This is a genomic window from Pedobacter sp. JCM 36344, from assembly GCF_046546555.1.
In the GTDB taxonomy this organism is placed as follows: Bacteria; Bacteroidota; Bacteroidia; order Sphingobacteriales; family Sphingobacteriaceae; genus Pedobacter.
Genome location: NZ_JBKHKK010000002.1, coordinates 139,633 through 156,062 on the forward strand (window position 1 = coordinate 139,633; position 16,430 = coordinate 156,062).

15 protein-coding genes and 1 pseudogene are annotated in these 16,430 nt (G+C 38.3%); 7 read left to right on the plus strand and 9 right to left on the minus strand.

Annotated features, from left to right (window positions below):
* Window positions 1-327: 327 nt before the first annotated feature.
* Window positions 328-1,536 (plus strand): ROK family protein, encoded by a 1,209-nt coding sequence (locus ACHFIZ_RS02400; RefSeq protein WP_410882492.1) that lies wholly within the window; start codon window positions 328-330, stop codon window positions 1,534-1,536.
* Here ACHFIZ_RS02400 and ACHFIZ_RS02405 read toward each other — a convergent pair.
* From ACHFIZ_RS02405 to ACHFIZ_RS02420, 4 genes are all read right to left on the minus strand, one after another.
* Entirely contained in the window at window positions 1,533-4,943 is a 3,411-nt protein-coding gene (locus ACHFIZ_RS02405; RefSeq protein ID WP_410882494.1) for a ThuA domain-containing protein, read from the minus strand. The two genes, ACHFIZ_RS02400 and ACHFIZ_RS02405, sit on opposite strands and share 4 nt — an antisense overlap.
* A 71-nt stretch (window positions 4,944-5,014) precedes the next feature.
* Window positions 5,015-5,626 (minus strand): alpha-ketoglutarate-dependent dioxygenase AlkB family protein, encoded by a 612-nt coding sequence (locus ACHFIZ_RS02410; RefSeq protein WP_410882496.1) that lies wholly within the window; start codon window positions 5,624-5,626, stop codon window positions 5,015-5,017.
* A 9-nt stretch (window positions 5,627-5,635) separates the two neighbouring features.
* A complete protein-coding gene (locus ACHFIZ_RS02415; RefSeq protein WP_410882498.1) occupies window positions 5,636-6,013 on the minus strand; it encodes a sensor histidine kinase in 378 nt (125 codons plus the stop codon).
* A gap of 113 nt (window positions 6,014-6,126) precedes the next feature.
* Window positions 6,127-6,885: an MBL fold metallo-hydrolase gene (locus ACHFIZ_RS02420; RefSeq protein ID WP_410882500.1), complete on the minus strand. Its 759-nt coding sequence runs from the start codon at window positions 6,883-6,885 to the stop codon at window positions 6,127-6,129.
* Between the two features lie 104 nt (window positions 6,886-6,989).
* Between ACHFIZ_RS02420 and ACHFIZ_RS02425 the strand changes: the two genes are divergently transcribed.
* Both ACHFIZ_RS02425 and ACHFIZ_RS02430 read left to right on the plus strand, forming a co-directional pair.
* Window positions 6,990-8,054 (plus strand): glycoside hydrolase family 43 protein, encoded by a 1,065-nt coding sequence (locus ACHFIZ_RS02425; protein WP_410882502.1) that lies wholly within the window; start codon window positions 6,990-6,992, stop codon window positions 8,052-8,054.
* Between the two features lie 181 nt (window positions 8,055-8,235).
* Window positions 8,236-8,694, plus strand: coding sequence for a MaoC family dehydratase (locus ACHFIZ_RS02430; RefSeq protein ID WP_410882504.1), 459 nt, complete (start codon window positions 8,236-8,238; stop codon window positions 8,692-8,694).
* Window positions 8,695-9,034: 340 nt separating this feature from the next.
* Here ACHFIZ_RS02430 and ACHFIZ_RS02435 read toward each other — a convergent pair whose 3' ends face one another.
* Window positions 9,035-9,379 (minus strand): hypothetical protein, encoded by a 345-nt coding sequence (locus ACHFIZ_RS02435; RefSeq protein ID WP_410882506.1) that lies wholly within the window; start codon window positions 9,377-9,379, stop codon window positions 9,035-9,037.
* A gap of 180 nt (window positions 9,380-9,559) precedes the next feature.
* On the opposite strand from ACHFIZ_RS02435, the pseudogene ACHFIZ_RS02440 reads away from it, so the two are divergent.
* A pseudogene (locus ACHFIZ_RS02440) lies at window positions 9,560-9,799 on the plus strand (hypothetical protein); the annotation flags it as partial.
* 89 nt (window positions 9,800-9,888) lie between these two features.
* On the opposite strand, the gene ACHFIZ_RS02445 reads toward ACHFIZ_RS02440, so the two are convergent.
* From ACHFIZ_RS02445 to ACHFIZ_RS02460, 4 genes are all read right to left on the minus strand, one after another.
* Window positions 9,889-10,536, minus strand: coding sequence for a Pr6Pr family membrane protein (locus ACHFIZ_RS02445; protein ID WP_410882508.1), 648 nt, complete (start codon window positions 10,534-10,536; stop codon window positions 9,889-9,891).
* A gap of 113 nt (window positions 10,537-10,649) precedes the next feature.
* Complete coding sequence (locus ACHFIZ_RS02450) at window positions 10,650-10,904, minus strand: hypothetical protein (RefSeq protein WP_410882510.1); 255 nt, start codon at window positions 10,902-10,904, stop codon at window positions 10,650-10,652.
* A gap of 123 nt (window positions 10,905-11,027) precedes the next feature.
* Window positions 11,028-13,502: a glycosyl hydrolase family 95 catalytic domain-containing protein gene (locus ACHFIZ_RS02455; protein WP_410882512.1), complete on the minus strand. Its 2,475-nt coding sequence runs from the start codon at window positions 13,500-13,502 to the stop codon at window positions 11,028-11,030.
* A 24-nt stretch (window positions 13,503-13,526) separates the two neighbouring features.
* Window positions 13,527-13,847: a hypothetical protein gene (locus ACHFIZ_RS02460; RefSeq protein WP_410882514.1), complete on the minus strand. Its 321-nt coding sequence runs from the start codon at window positions 13,845-13,847 to the stop codon at window positions 13,527-13,529.
* 217 nt (window positions 13,848-14,064) lie between these two features.
* Between ACHFIZ_RS02460 and ACHFIZ_RS02465 the strand changes: the two genes are divergently transcribed.
* The 3 genes from ACHFIZ_RS02465 (at window position 14,065) to ACHFIZ_RS02475 (ending at window position 15,863) form a co-directional block, all read left to right on the plus strand.
* Window positions 14,065-15,090, plus strand: coding sequence for a LacI family DNA-binding transcriptional regulator (locus ACHFIZ_RS02465; RefSeq protein ID WP_410882516.1), 1,026 nt, complete (start codon window positions 14,065-14,067; stop codon window positions 15,088-15,090).
* Between the two features lie 117 nt (window positions 15,091-15,207).
* Window positions 15,208-15,339: a hypothetical protein gene (locus ACHFIZ_RS02470; protein ID WP_410882518.1), complete on the plus strand. Its 132-nt coding sequence runs from the start codon at window positions 15,208-15,210 to the stop codon at window positions 15,337-15,339.
* Window positions 15,340-15,398: 59 nt separating this feature from the next.
* Window positions 15,399-15,863, plus strand: coding sequence for a DUF4488 domain-containing protein (locus ACHFIZ_RS02475; RefSeq protein WP_410882520.1), 465 nt, complete (start codon window positions 15,399-15,401; stop codon window positions 15,861-15,863).
* Window positions 15,864-16,430 lie beyond the last annotated feature (567 nt).

Consider the following 16,430-nt stretch of genomic DNA (forward strand, 5'->3'; position numbering starts at 1 on the left):
TTCTTTTCTCCATCAGCCCGATTCACAGCACTATCGAAATAGCATATACCAACGATTTCAACAAACTTAGCGCTCTGGTTCTAAAAAGCTTATTTCGATAGTCTACTGTAAATAGCTGGTTCATAGACCTCTGCCTATCTCAAAACTAATAAAATTAATATGGAACTTTAAAAATAAATTAATAAGATTAAATAAGATATTTAAATAAACAATTAAGTTTGTCTAGTTAGCAGAAAAATCACTAGTTAAGGGTAATTCTTTTTATTAAAGTTAACAGTCTTTATAAACCTAATGCATATTTTTGCATCTTTATTTAAATCCATCAGAGTGTTTAACACCAACAAGAAGAACTCAAAGCTGTACGCTGAAATTATTCAGCAACTTTATTATGGCACTGTAATGTCATGCGCAGAGTTGAGCTCCAAAATAGATAAAAGTATACCACTGGTTACCAAGTCGCTAAACCATTTAATTGAAATGGGATTGGTAATTGAACAAGGCTACGCTCCGTCAAGCGGGGGAAGGAGACCATTAATGTATGCCGTAAAATCCGATAGGCTATTTATAGTTACAGTCGCAATGGATCAGCTTTCTACACGAATAGTTACGGTTGATCTTCTCAACAATTATATTACACCTGTAGAAATTTTTGAGCTTAAGCTTTTAAATAACGTTAACTCTCTAGCCTCACTCACGAAGATAATCGTAGATCATATTGCAAAACATAGCCTTGATAAAGAAAAGTTAATTGGCGTGGGTATCGGAATGCCAGGCTTTGTCAATATTAATGAAGGCGTTAATCATACGTATTTAGACGCCGCTGAAGAGAGCTTAACAGGACATATCTCTGATGCGATCGGTTTACCTGTTTTTATCGACAACGACAGCAGTCTCATCGCACTTTCCGAACTCAAATTTGGGGTGGCTAAAGATATTAAAGATGTGATGGTTATTAATTTAAGCTGGGGTATTGGTCTCGGTATGATTATTAACGGACAACTCTTCAGAGGCCATTCAGGTTTCGCAGGGGAATTTAGTCACATTCCAATTACGGAAGAAGGTGCACTATGCTCCTGTGGTAAGCAAGGCTGTCTTGAAGCCGAAGCTTCTCTACTTGCAGTAGCAGAAAAGGCTTTGGAAGGAATTAAAAGCGGCCGTATCTCCAGCTTTCGGGGATTTGATGAAAGATCGAAGGTTGACGCAGGAGATGCTTTGATGGATGTGGCAAACAAGGGGGATCAATTTGCTATAGAATTGCTTTCAGAAGCTGGATACAAAATTGGTCGCGGTCTTTCCATTCTTATACACATCATGAATCCTAAGGCCATAGTAATAAGCGGAAGAGGTGTTAAAGTTGGGAGACTACTTCTGGCTCCTATCCAGCAAGCCCTAAATAAATATTGTATTCCCAGGCTTTCTAGTGAAACAGATATAATTATCTCCGAAATTGGATTTGATGCAGAGCTGATTGGTGCCGCGATTCTTGTAATGGAAAATTTCCATAAAGAGAAACACCAACCAGCTTCAGTTCACTAATTTCCTACCTTGTTGAAATTAATATAATCCACACTAATAAGGTCATTATTTGGCTTTGCATCCTTAATAAAAATAAAATACAAATCATGCTTTCCAGTAACCGCAGTCAAAGGAGCAGTAAGCGTTTTGTAGTTGTCCCAATTACCAGTTGGTTTGAACTCTATTTTACTGACTACCTCGCCTTTCGGAGAATCCATCCGAACTTCTATCAAACCCGACTGATTTAAAGAGGCGTAAAAGTAACTTAAGCTACCGATACCTTTAAGATCAATACCCCTGAAAACAAAATAAGACTTATTGTGAATACTTCCCACATTAGTGCTGCTTTTGTTAGCATTTTTGATTAAGTCTGCATCTTCAGCCTGAACTTTTGCCGGCCGTAGCACAATAGTCTCCTTTTTAGTCAAAGGAGTAATTGCTCCTCCATTGTCAGTGTAGGATGCTGATAGCACATATCTACCTTGGTCTTGCAATGCAGTGTGCTTGTTCAGCGCAACGATTCCTTGCTGAGGCAAAGACGTATTGTCTTTTGTAATACCTAAGGATAATATATATTTCACAATCTCTGTGGCATCATCATTCGAGATCTGCGGATGTGCACTCATCGAGTGTTCTCCCCAAACACCACCACCACCAACGATGATCTTATTCGCTAATTTAGCCACGGCAGTTTTCTGCCCTTGATAACGCTTGGCAACCTGCAGGAAGGAGGGGCCTACAGATTTAGCATTCACCTGATGACAAGCTTTGCAATCACTTTTTGCGATTAACGCTTGTCCGAAATTATAGCTGGGCGTAATTTCTTGGTGTCCAACTAAAGACGTATTGCTTTCTACTTTTGCAATAAAATCAAGATTAACTTTTACCTTCTTTGGATCAATAACTTTATCCTCATTATCCTTCACAACAACTTTATAATTGAGATTCTGAACACCCGGGAAAAAGAATGAACTGTTATTAGGTGTACTGATGGTTACATCCGGAAATGTATTACCTACTTTAACCTGTACATTGTCTTTTGCTACCAAACCCGCCGCATCTCTAACTTCCAATCTCACGTTATAGATTCCATTCTCAGTAAAGGTATGTGTTGGGTTTTGCACTACAGAACCAACCGTCTTTCCATCAAAATACCATTGATAGCTCAACTTATCTTCATCGTCATTGTCATAACTTTTAGAGCTGAATGCTACTTTATAAGGGGCTAAGCCCACTGTATCTTTAGCTATAAGTTTCGCCACCGGAGCTCTGTTCCCACCATTGTAATCTATTCGAACCAGTCGGGCATCTACATTATCAATGCCATATACAGCACCATACTCTAACATATAAAAAGTGCCATCCGGACCAATCTCAATATCAACCGGACGTCTAAAATCCCCATTTGTTTCCATGAAGGGTTCCATACGTTTGTAATCTTGATTCTCATCCATCCTTAATACGAACACCCAGTTCCGCATCCAATCATAAACAAACAACCCTTTGTCATAATATTCAGGAAACTTCGTGCCTGAACTCAACTTTGCGTCAAAGTGATACATCGGTCCACCCATGGCGCAGCGGCCGCTTTGACCCAGCATAGGAAACTGATCAGAGCGATTATATGGATACCATACCATAGGTTTATGCGGAGCAGGAAGCTTTTTAAGTCCGGTGTTATATGGCGAGTTATTAACCGGGCCACTTACATCAAAAGGTGCACCGACTACTTTGGTGGCAAAATCGTACTGCATATACGGCTTGTTGTCTCCAACAAAATAAGGCCAGCCGAAGTTTCCTGCCAACTTAGCCTGGTTAAATTCATCATAACCTCTAGGTCCTTGCTTTCCATCAGTTCCAGAATCCGGACCAACTTCTCCCCAGTAGACCGTAGACGTTTCCGGATCTACAGAAATGCGATAGGGATTTCTACAACCCATAACATAAATTTCTGGGCGGGTTAGTGTCATGCCCTTTGGAAACAGGTTTCCTTCCGGAATCGTATAGCTACCGTCTGCTTCCGGATGTATGCGTAGTATTTTTCCCCTAAGGTCATTCGTGTTGGCAGCAGATCGTTCCGCTGTATAGTTTACCCGGTTAGCCATTCGATCGATAGGGGCGAAACCTTCAGACTCGAAGGGTACCGTATTGTCTCCGGTAGAAATAAAAAGGTTACCATGCTTGTCCCAGGCCATAGACCCACCTGTATGCGCACTTACTTCAGCCTCGATAGGAATCTCGATAATCACTTTTTCGGACTTTAGATCAAGCTGATTATCTTTGCTTATTTTAAATCTCGAAATATGTTGTCTGAGCTTGTCGTTTGGCCCAGCTGTATTGAAGAAATATAAATAATTGTTAGTAGCAAAATTCGGATCAATTGTCATACCAAGTAGCCCATTCAGGTACTTATCGACTGCTGTGACAGGGAATTTATATACAAGAGTTGTTTTTTTATCCTCTGGGTTGAAAACATAAAAGTTTCCCGCTCTTTCAATAAAGAAGACGCGCCCATCTGGGGCAACAGCAAGCTCCATTGGTTCATTCAAGTCGTCTGATAAAATAGTTTTAGTAAAACGGTTGTCTTCCGGTTTCTTAACCGCGTAGGCCTTCGAATAGTCTAGTAACGTATTATTTCCAATTGCATATTTGATTCCAGCAAGCAAATGATTCAAGAAAAGTGGCTCTTTATATGTTTCATCAGTATGGCCTCCACCTGTATAAAATGCGCGACCACCATCATAATCATGGTACCATGCTATCGGATGATTGTCTCCATTCTCTCCACCCTCATAAGTGGTTTCGTCCAACCTCGCCAAGACTTTGAGGTCTTCCTGAATACTTTTATAATTATACCATTCATCAGTTCTTTCCCACCTTTTCGGCAAGCCTTTAGTCAGTATATGAGTGGTATCTTTCACTTCTATCGTTGCCTTGCGGACGTTTGGATTACCTGGGTGACTTAAAAAATACGCTCCAACCAACCTGTTATACCATGGCCAGTCATACTCTGTATCCGCCGCAGCGTGAATCCCAACAAAACCTCCGCCGGCTTCAACATATCTTTCGAATGCAACTTGCTGATCAGAGTTCAAAATGTTGCCCGTTGTGCTCAAAAATATTACAGTTCTGTAATTCTTTAGACTATCGTCCACAAAGTATTTGGCATCTTTAGTAGTATCGACCTGAAATTTATTTTCGACACCAAGCTTCATTATCGCCTTAATGCCTTCTGGAATAGAAGAATGGTAGAAGCCTTTAGTCTTTGAAAACACTAATATTCTGGCGGCTTTCATCGTTTGAGGATTTGATTCGTTATTAGCAGCGGCTGATTTTGGAGCAACGGCTTTACAGGCGTAAAGCGCGATTGAGATACATATGGCAAAGAATATACCAGCGTATATTTTTGCATATCTGAATTGAAACATACAGGTTTTATTTAGTTGTGTTATTGCAAATCTAATGAATTTTCAGTCCTTTTTCAAGTTGCACCTTATGACTAATCAGTTATTGTTCTGAAGGTTAAATTGATCCTTGGCTTGGACACAAGCCTTGTTGGTGGCAATCTATGTAACCAATGAGATTGGGTCTCCCCCTTCATCACCAAAAGACTCCCATTTTCCAGCGTCAACGATACTGTTTCTTTAGTTATTTTATGCTTAAGACAAAACTTACGCTCGGAGCCAAAACTGAGCGATCCAATTGCGCCATTCCTTTTAAGATCTTTTTCCCCGTCGCTATGCCATGCCATTCCCTCATCGCCGTTATGGTATAAGTTCAGAAGGCATGAGTTGAATGTTTCACCTGTTTTATGCTCAATCAATACTTTCAGTTCTAATAGTTCAGGAGTCCATACTAGGGCCTGCTTTGTAGTTTTGGAATACGTGTATTTGAACTCGCTTTCGCCATACCAGGCTACCTTTCTCTTCGTAAAGATGTGCTTGCCAAAAATAACGGCTTCATCAGGTTTCCAGGCAATGGTTTCCATCAACTTCTGCAAATAAATATTTGAGTGAGCTAAGGACATTACTTTTCCATAATAATTAACGACACCATCTTTTGGGAGCAGGTTTTCATCCTCAATTGAGCCCATGTGGAACAAATCTATCATGAGCCAAATTTAAGATTCTAATGGAACATAAAGAGCGACAAGCGTACCTTTTCCGGGCTCAGAAGAGATGTCGACAGTTCCCTTCAAATACTCTATTCTGATTTGTATATTCTTTAAGCCAATGCCGTTAGAAAAATCTTTACTGCTTTGATCAAAACCAATACCATTATCTTCAATCATAACACTGATCTCGTTATCCTCCCCCCGTGGATATTTAAGCATTTCAGAAAGCAATCTAGCTTGCGAAGCATATCCCGTCACTTTTTTTATACCTTGAGTACTTGCCTTTGTCAGCAGTTTCGCTAAACAATCTATCTGAGCCTGTTGTTGGGCAAAAATAAATGCGGGGAAAACTCCAAGCAAAACGAGCAAGCGTATTTTAAGCATTAACTACATGAATTACTGATGATTATTTAATCTATCCCAATCACTAAATATAGTATTTTTAGCTTTTTGACGAACGCCGTTATTATTTGCTAACAAGCAATAGCTCCTATTAGCTACTTCGCCTCAGGATACCAGTTGCGCAACCTTACCTCAATGTTTTTATCACCAGCATTTACCAGACTTTTAAACTTGTTTACATCTTGTCCGCGATAGTGGTAGGGATAAACAACTTGAGGTTTGAAAGCCAGTACACCTTCCGCAGCAGAATTCACGTCCATTGTATAGGGTAGGTTCATACAAACAAAGGCGATATCAATATTTTTCAAAGCGCGCATTTCCGGGGTATCGGCTGTATCTCCGGAAATGTAAATCGTTTTGCCTCCTATTACTAAAATATACCCGTTGCCTCGTCCTTTAGTATGGTTGTTAGCATTTGGTGCTCCCGGAAGATTGTACATTGGAACCGCAGCGATAGACATTCCCAATTGCATAATCTTATCGCCATTATTTAAGATTACGAGCTTCTGCTTATCCAACGTAGCAGGTAGTTTGTCAGCCACAGCCTGAGGGACTATAAACACAGCCTTATTGGTATTAATTGCCTGAATGGTTTTAAGATCAAAGTGATCACCATGGATGTCAGTAATTAGAATAATATCTGGGGCAGCTAGTCCTTTAAAAGCTTCCGCGCCACCAGTTGGATCTACATAAATATTCTTTTTTTGGTAAGTCAAGACTAAGGTCGCATGCGTAATCGGTTGGATCACAAGCTCTCCACCTTTAACTTTAACTTTTTCCGGAGTTACCATTTGTGCCTGGCTGGCCGATATTCCTGCCAACAACAATAAAATCAAAGCATGTTTAAGTTTCATAAAAAATTATTTAAGACTAAATGTATATTTATATACCATCATATGCAATGATTGTTTGCTTTGGCAATTAATATTAATTACTCAACTTTACTTTTACCTAAGATATGACCAGATCAACTCCTTTACCTTTTCTAGGATTTATCCCGCTTTTGCTACTCCTTATAGGAATTAAACCGGCTTATTCACAATTCAAGAATAGCAAAAAAGACGTTTGGATGCTAACTTATTTTCGTCAGCGCTACCCAACAAGAATAGAGATCAATGAAAAGGGCGAAACAATAGAGGTCCCATTACCAGACCCCATGTTAATTGCAAAGCTGCATATCGCACTGTCCATAGATGGGAGGAATTGGACCCCTTTGAACGACAATAAACCTATTTGGGACCAGTTTGTTCGTGACCAGTTTATAAGCCGCGGGTCAGATGGATTATGGCGATTGGTAGCAACAGGTGGGAGTCGTGATGCGGATGCCCGTAAAAAATATGGTCCAAGTTGCACCTTCGCAACTTCAAAAGATTTGATTCATTGGCAATTTGAGCAATCTCTTTACCTCATGAAAGAGGTGAAAAATGAATCTGGCAACCTGGTTAACAACATTTGGGCACCAGAGTTTTATTACGAAGAAGCGACAAAGGAATACACGCTATTCTGGTCTTCTACATTCGAGGATGCCGGTTGGAAAAAAAGTAGACTTTGGTATTCAAAAACCAGAGACTGGAAGACATTTACAACAGCGAAAGTACTGTTCAACCCTCCATATTCAGTAATTGACGGCACGTTAATAAAGAATGGTAAAATATATTATCTATTTCATAAAGAAGAAGAATTCGGGATTAAAACAGGAGAGCGAAGGGGAATAAGAGTAGCGACTTCTAATAAAATTGAAGGTCCTTACCAAATCTATAGCGGCCCATTAAATAAGGGACAGATCGCACCGACAATAACAGAGGGTCCAAGTGTGATGAAAGACCCTTTCACATCAGGATGGCTATTACTATACGACTATCCCATGGCTGATAGGTATGGAATCTCTAGATCAAAAGACCTAATGAACTGGAAAATTATAGAGAAGATTTCTATACCGCCAGATGCCCGCCACGGTAGTGTTTCAAAACTTACAGCCGGTGAGGCGGAAGCATTAAGAAAAGCCTTCCCGAGTTCGGGATAGATAAGTTTGATGGCTAATATAAAGAATATTGAAATTTATTTAAAATAAAAGCAAAAGCTAGCAGGGAATTCTGCTGGCTTTTTTTACTTTTAGAACAGCTTAGCCGAAAGAACTGCCAGAGCTAATTTGGATTGAAATTTGTTGCTCGGTCTGAGCATATAGTTAAAGTGATAAAAAGAATATGATAATAATAAACAACTTTGAAGAGTATGAGTCGCATCTAGGAAAGGAAATAGGTCTTTCCCAATGGCATACGATTGACCAGAATCAAATTAATCAATTTGCTGACGCCACATTGGATCACCAATGGATTCACGTTAATAAAGAGAAAGCAGAACGTGAAGGACCGTTTAAAGCAACTATTGCCCACGGCTATCTAACATTATCTTTGATTCCCTATTTATGGAAACAGATTGCGGAAGTGCGCAATATCAAAATGGAGATCAATTACGGAATTGAGAACTTTAAATTCGGGCAACCCGTTTTAGTTGATAATGAAGTACAGCTAAAGGCAAAACTTAAAGCTATCGCAAACCTAAGAGGAACTACCAAAGTTGTAATTGAAGCAACATTAAATATCAAAGACCAAAAGAAACCTGCCTATACGGGTGATGTTGTTTTCTTATACCACTTTATTTAGGAGATTCCGCTTTGTTTCTGTAATAAAAAAGGCCTCGAACCCGATGACGAAATAGAGAGAAAAAATCTACATCAACAAATGAAACCAGCAATCCCCTCTGTTAACCAGAGAGACCTGATCCATAACCGTAATCTTAAACAAGGTGCATCCCTTCATAAGTTAGGATGTCATGGTCAGTGGGATGAGCATTCATGGACAAGTTCTTGTCCAGTTTTTATGAAGTGCTTCTTTTAGGTTAGCCTGGAATTTATTAAAATTCTCCTTCTTCTTAATTCATTTGCTATTTACTACAATTTCGCCGGGTTTAGCACTTACTTTTCCTGATGACCACGTTCTTCCGCTATTCTTTGCTCGCTTTGTAAATATAAAACTTCTTGTCTCTTAAAGGTTGTCCTTTGATTACCAAACATTCCCCTTTTTTATCCCTGGTTTGTTTTATTGAAAAAGGCTCAGCGGTAGTTTCTGACTTATAAAATGCCAACTTCAGTCGATCGATATGCGTATCAGCATCAACTTTCCATTTTTTGTTCAGATACCAGAAGTATGCGGAAACGTTCCTTGACGATCCTAAAATCTTACCATCTAATCTAATATGAGTTGGATTCAATTGTTTGTAAGGAATCACCTGTTGAAGATAGAATTCATTAAAACTTTGGTATTCTGGAATTACGTTATTTGTACTCATAAATCATTTTGGGCAATTTACATGATTTACTGTTATTGCGCTAGTTTTCAAACCACATACTTCTTCCTATGGCATTCTTCTATTGCAGAACTAATGTCGGACATTGAAAAATTTGCGAATTATGAACTCAATTACTATCCTGATCTTTTGAAGATTGCCCTGATACATTAACAGTTTGAAACCATTCACCCATTTCTGGATGGAAATGGTGGGGTTGGAAGATTAATGATCTTTTTGTACCTTGTTTCTAAGGGAATCCCAAAACAACCAATATTATACTTATCTGATTTCCTGCAACTTAATAGAAGCCTCTATTATGACCATTTAATGGATATAAGGCTAAAAGGTGATATCACCAAATGGTTTAAAGATACGCTTACAGCCAAAACTCAGGTAAGGTACGTCGCATCCTGCATGTAGGGATACCTATCTGCCCTTTTCTATCGTTATCCCAGGCATGACATACTTTGTTATGACGAACACCAAAATAAAATCATACAAAAGGTTACTCAAGTATTAGCGTTCCTCCGACTCACCGCTTTTGTAATTGCAATAAACAATAGTGATAGTAAGAAGAATCCAATAAATAAACCAACGCTGTTTAAAAGCACTGTATTATATCCAAGGGCATTTACATCAATAAATGGATAAGGATAAAATCCAGATAATGCACCACGAAATAAAATGTAAATCGCATAAATAAGAGGATAAATAAGCCAGGGAAAAGCATTTTTCCATCCCAATCCAGCTTTTGGCGCAAATATACACCAATACAAAATAAACAGTAAAGGAATAACCACATGGAGTAGTTCATCCGCTACTCGCTGAAACCCTTCAGGGTTCCATATTTGTCGCAAAATTAAATTGTATAATATTCCAACAACGGCAATATAAATTGTTATAGCGGTTAACGCATTTGGTCGTGAAAAAAAATTACCCCAGCGAGAATTCGGCTTCAACAAAAGAACCGTAAGACACAAAGCAACAAGAATATTAGTAAGGATGGTATAAAAACTAAAAAACCTAACGATTGTTTCTGGCACTGCTTCTACCCTATTAAGAATAATAAGATAAAATTGAAGTCCAATAGCGAACCATGTTATTGTAGCTCCAATCATTAAAAATATTTGCTTTGCTTTTGTTGTTATTTTTTTCATTTATTTTTAAGTTGAAAAAATTATCAGATGCTTGCCATTAATCGTGTATTCACACATATTTTATGAGTAGTAGATAAATGTATGTAAAGGCTTTGTATTTTACAATTAGCTTCTTAATCTCTTCCAATGCCAGTTTTTCGGCTGCTACCGGCAGTATCAAATACGGTAATCCCTCCTTGATCGGCATAGGCTTTTACTAGTTTATGTCCCTTCCATCCAAACAAGAAGATTACAGCATATACGGTTATCATTCCATGTGCTGAAATGGCAACAAAACACGACAGTATATTAATGGCCGCATACAATGCCACCAGGAAGAAATCGTAATGCTTGGTGTTTGCAGCAGGAACAAATAAGAAGCAACCCAACGCGAATAAGATTAAATCTGTTATGATTCCAATTTTATATCCATATTTTTCATTATGAAACCAGCAGGTAAAGCCATGATAAAATAAGTTAATGTTATGTGACGTAAGTACCCTGTAATTAAACTACAGCGCTATTAGCTCGTATTTCTTTCCTTTTTGTGTGGGAAAAGACATCACGTAGCCATTTTTTGTAAACTCAGTCTTAAGGCTCAGTCCTTTGACTTTTACAGGAATACCCGTTCTTATTTTGCATGTATTTCCTGCAAGCGATTTTATCTCTGCATAGGTCAATTTGTTATTACTCCAGTTCATAGACACTTCAAAACCACCTCTGGCTTTAAGTCCCTTTACCGCTCCCTGACTCCAGGTATCGGGGATGGCTGGTAGAAGATGTATTTCATTCAAATGACTTTGTATAAGCATTTCTGCTATTCCTGCTGTACCACCAAAATTACCATCAATCTGAAAGGGTGGATGTGCATCAAATAAATTAGGATAAGTACCTCCACCTTTAGACATTTCTGTTGTGGTGACGTTTGTCGCTTTTAACAATTGGCGGAGTAGTTTATAGGTATGGTTTCCATCCAGAAGTCTGGCCCAAAAATTTATCTTCCAGGCTTTACTCCAGCCTGTGCCATCATCTCCACGTACCTCTAGTGTTTTTTTTGCTGCATTCGCAAATTCAGGCGTGTTGATTGGGGATATCTGCCTTCCAGGATGAAGACCAAACAGGTGAGAAACATGGCGATGCTGTGGTTCCACGTCTTCCCAATCTTTATACCATTCCTGCAGGTTTCCTTGATGTCCGATATGGAGCGGATATAATTTCTTTTTCTTCTCTATCAGCAATTTCTGGAAATCCTGATCTGCACCAAGTTCATTTGAGGCATCAATCAGGTTAGTAAATAAATCCCAGATAATAGACATATCCATCGTAGTGGCTATAGATATGCCTGCCCTTTTGCCCTTATCATAAATAAAATCATTTTCTGGAGATGTAGAAGGTGCTGTAATCAAATATCCGTCTTTATCTTCCACCAACCAATCGAGTGTAAAAAGCGCAGCTCCTTTCATTAATGGATAGGCAGTTTCTTTGAGAAATTTTTTATCTCTTGTAAATTGGTAATGTTCCCATAAATGCTGACTTAACCAGTTTCCACCCATTGCCCAATTAGCCCACTTGGGATCTCCATGGCCTTTATCGCCAACAGGATTTGAAAGTGCCCAGATATCAGAATTGTGATGGGCTACCCAGCCATTCATATTGTAAAATTCCTTAGCTGTTGTTTTTCCAGTTTTAGCAAGACCCTTTATGAGGTCAAATAATGGTTCATGCATTTCGGATAGGTTAGTAACTTCGGCCGGCCAGTAGTTCATTTGGGTATTAATGTTGATGGTGTAATTGGAGCTCCAGGGTGCTCGCAATTCTTTATTCCAAATTCCCTGTAAATTTGCCGCTGTGCCGCCAGGCCTGGAGCTGGATATAAGCAGATAACGACCATATTGAAAATATAAGGTTTCTAATCCTGGATCTTGCGCACCTTTAGTATAACCTATTAATCGTTCATCAGTAGGCAATAAGAAATTTGTGTTGACGGGATTGTTTTTTAAGCTAAAAGTTACTCGGTTGAAATATTTATGATAATCGGATAAATGGTTTTTCAACAAGTTTGCAAACGGCTTTGGTGTTGCAGCATTCAGGTATTGCTGTGCCAGTTTACTTTCATTTTTACCTTCCAGGTCAGGAGATTTATCAAAGCCATTAAAACTAGTTGCAGCAGAAAGCAAAAGCAATACTTCCGAAGCATTTTTAACATCAATTCCATTCTCATCTGTTTGAATAGTTCCATCCTTACTCAAAGCCTTCACTCTTAACTCATAACGCATGCCATTAAATGAACCTGGTTTTTCATACTTAACCGGTTCCTTATTTGGATTATAATAGTTGGGGTCAACATTTGATGGCGCCTTACCTTTCATGACCATCTCATTTTCATTCACAACCACATTTTCATAGTTCAACAGGCTTTTGGTTCCAACTTTAAAGCTGAGTTGTTTGGGTTTATCTGCAGTAAGCCTGATGACAATAACCTGATCAGGTGCTGATACAAATACCTGACGGGTAAATGATGTTCCATCTACTTTAAACCTTGTGGTCGTAATGGCATCCTGAATATTTAAATCCCGATAATAAGATGAGGGTGAGCCATTTTTAAACTTTTGCTTAATGATCAAATCGCCAAGAGGCAAATAGGACTGAGAATATAGACCTTGCATCTTTTTGTTAAGTTCTAATGCGGCAGGATAATCCATGTTTTTTAGTAAAGCCTCTCTTACCTGAGGTAGATACGATGGCGAATTGGGATTTACATTTGTTTTAACAGGGCCACCTGACCATAGCGTACTTTCATTGAGTTGGATAATTTCTTCATCCACCTTTCCAAAGACCATCGCGCCTAAGCGGCCATTGCCCAATGGTAAAGCTTCCGTCCAGGTTGTGGCGGGTTGTTTATACCAAAGTTGCAGATTCTGTTGTGCAAATACGGTCGATATAAGCCCGTATCCCAAGAAGATAGTGATGAAGATTTTTTTTATCATGATAAAAAATTAAGGATTTATTAGTTAATTGTTATCTAAATAGTATAAAATTGTACTTAACTTGATTTTATAGGGAAGTAAGCCGTCTTTAACATTATTCAATACTTCAGCGGCAATCTGCCATCTTTTAAGGTCAAAATAACCCAATCCCTCAATTGTAGCACCTATCAAGGTTTCAGTAGCAGACGTGACCTTGCCGGCAATCTTTTGTTGGGCATGTGCAGCGGGTGGAAAAAAGAGAAATAATAAAATAATAGCCAGGTAAGGTACGAACCATCTGAAAGACCGCAGCTGTACGATATCGACAGCAGAGTGACCTCTGCTTTTAGTTAAAAAATATTTCATACGCCATATTTGGTTAATAGGTTTAAACCAGGAGTAAATTCTGATTTAAAACAAATATATGTAATTACAGAAATCGATTTCCATAATTACATTCAAAGCGTGTGTATAAATTATAAACACCTGACTATCAATGATTGATTTTTTTAGATATTATCGATATCTATTTCCATTATCTGATGTTATTCGATTTGTTATCTTTGTTTTAATTAACCTATTCATGACGAAAAAAAGAGCTACTATATACGATATCGCTTTAGAATTGGGCATTTCTCCCTCCTCCGTATCAAAAGCTTTGAACAATTATCGCGGGGCTAGCAAGAAGCTAAAAGAAATGGTTAATAAAAAAGCAATTGAATTAGATTACAAGCACAATTCAACTGCTGCAAACCTGCGCAGAGGATCATCAAAAACCATAGGTGTTATTGTGCCTCATATTAATCAGCATTTTTTTTCTGATGCCATTGCTGGAATAGAAGAAGTCTGTTTTGAAAATAACCACAACTTAATTATTTGTCAGTCACAGGAATCCTATAAAAAAGAAAGTATTTCTATTGATACACTCATCCATCAAAATGTAGATTGTATCATCATTTCCATTTCTGCAGAAACTAAATCATCAGACTATTTAGAGCAAATACGAAATAATCATATTCATTTGATCCAATTTGACAGGTATCTTGAAGATGTGGATAGCTGGAGAGTTGTCAATAACAACAAAGAAGCTAGTTATGGTGCTGTAAGTCAATTAATTAAACAAGGCTATAAGCGGATCGCATTCCTTGGGGGGCCTGAACATTTAATTGCATTTAAAAATCGTAAAGAGGGTTATCTTCAAGCTATAAGAGAAGCTGGCTTAAGCATACCCTACAACTTTATTGTTGATTGTGCATTTTCACGTGAAGAAGCTATGCATGAAGCTCTTTCTATGTTAGCCATGCCAGAACCGCCCGATGCATTTTTTAATGTATCCGATTACCAGTCCTTAGGTATTGTTAGTGCAGCGGAACAATTAGGGTTAAAAATTCCAGAACAATTGGGTGTTTTTGGATTTGCGAATGAAACTTTTACAGAACTGGTAAAACCAACTCTGTCCTCTGTGAATCAAAGAAGTAAGTATATGGGGAGAAGTGCGGCTAATGTATATTTTACCCATTTAATAAACGGAAAATCCAATCCCGAAATCAAAAAAGAAATAACTATTGAAGCGGAAATTATGCCGAGGCAAAGTTCTACAAAAAAGTAAAAACGCCGTCTTATTACCTAAACACCGATGCCAGTATTCCTAAAGCTTGGATCATTTCTTCCACTGAAGTTGCTACATTTGAACAGACATTAAGTTAAGGGAATTTGATAACTTAACATGATGTCAGGAAAAAGAAAAGCGTACCCGAAAGGCTTCAAAGTGCTGAGCGTTGAACTGAGTAATACCAGATATGATTTGACAGCTCTAGCCAAAGAATTCGACATTCAGATTGGTTCATTATTCAACTGATAAATTCTTATATACAGCCCCAATATTTTTTTTTATATTGGCTAGTAATTTTAAACGCCATGATCAAATCTAAACTCATTCTGCTCTGCCTTTTCCTATTCAATTTTTTCAACCTGAATGCACAGGAGAACCCTTTCCTCGGAGGCTGGGAGCTGACAGGCATACCTGCAGATGCAGGGTATAGTTTTCAGAAGTATTTTGATAAAAGAGGAGAGTTTTTCAATACTAGGACTGCTGGTGATAAGGTGTTTAACACACATCATGGCAAATATGTGATCAAAAGTGAGTTAGAGTACTGGGAATTCATTGCCCAAGATACAGATGATTTCATGGCGCAGGCGGCTGGTAAAACTGCCCATATCTATTATCAATTCAGCAAAGATAAAAAGCTGCTGACTCTAAAAGCTGACCCTGTTCCCGGCAATTCTGGTTGGCAGGAAACCTGGAAAAGAATAGAAGTAAGGAAGGTAGCTGTCAAACCTAAGTCTAGTTTAGAAGCTATACCACGGACTCTTGTACGATGAAAGTAGTTTCATCCAGCAGCGGGAAATCTTTAACGCACAGATAAAGTTTTAATCAGATAATATGAGCAATCTATTGGAGCTTGCAAGGCTGTTTTCTTCCATGCTGGGATGCTAAAAACAACGGATTAGGAACTTAAAATTATAATTTTTTTACCGTTTTCAAGGTTAGCAGAAAACATTAAAGTATTCCGACCGCTTAATTGTTTTCTCCTAACTGTAAAATCCTTTATGAATGCCGTTAAACTATCTCATTTAACAAAGCTGTATAGACAGAAATTAAAATGTTACCTGCACCATTATAGTATTTCGACTGCTTTTACTTATTTTCTCTTTGCTGGAAATCTTTAACAATCGCAATCTATCCGTCTTATAAAACCAAGAATAAATGTGGAGATAATGTTTTTAAACATGATAAAATAATAGTGTCCTAAACGTTTTTTTTAGGTAAAGTCCCTACCTAAGGTCAAATCTGGGATGTATTTGATAATTTTTAGAAAAGAATCCCGTGTGTGCAAGAATTAGGCATTGTTGATGGTGGTTCATCGAAGGGTTTATCTAACCATTGCT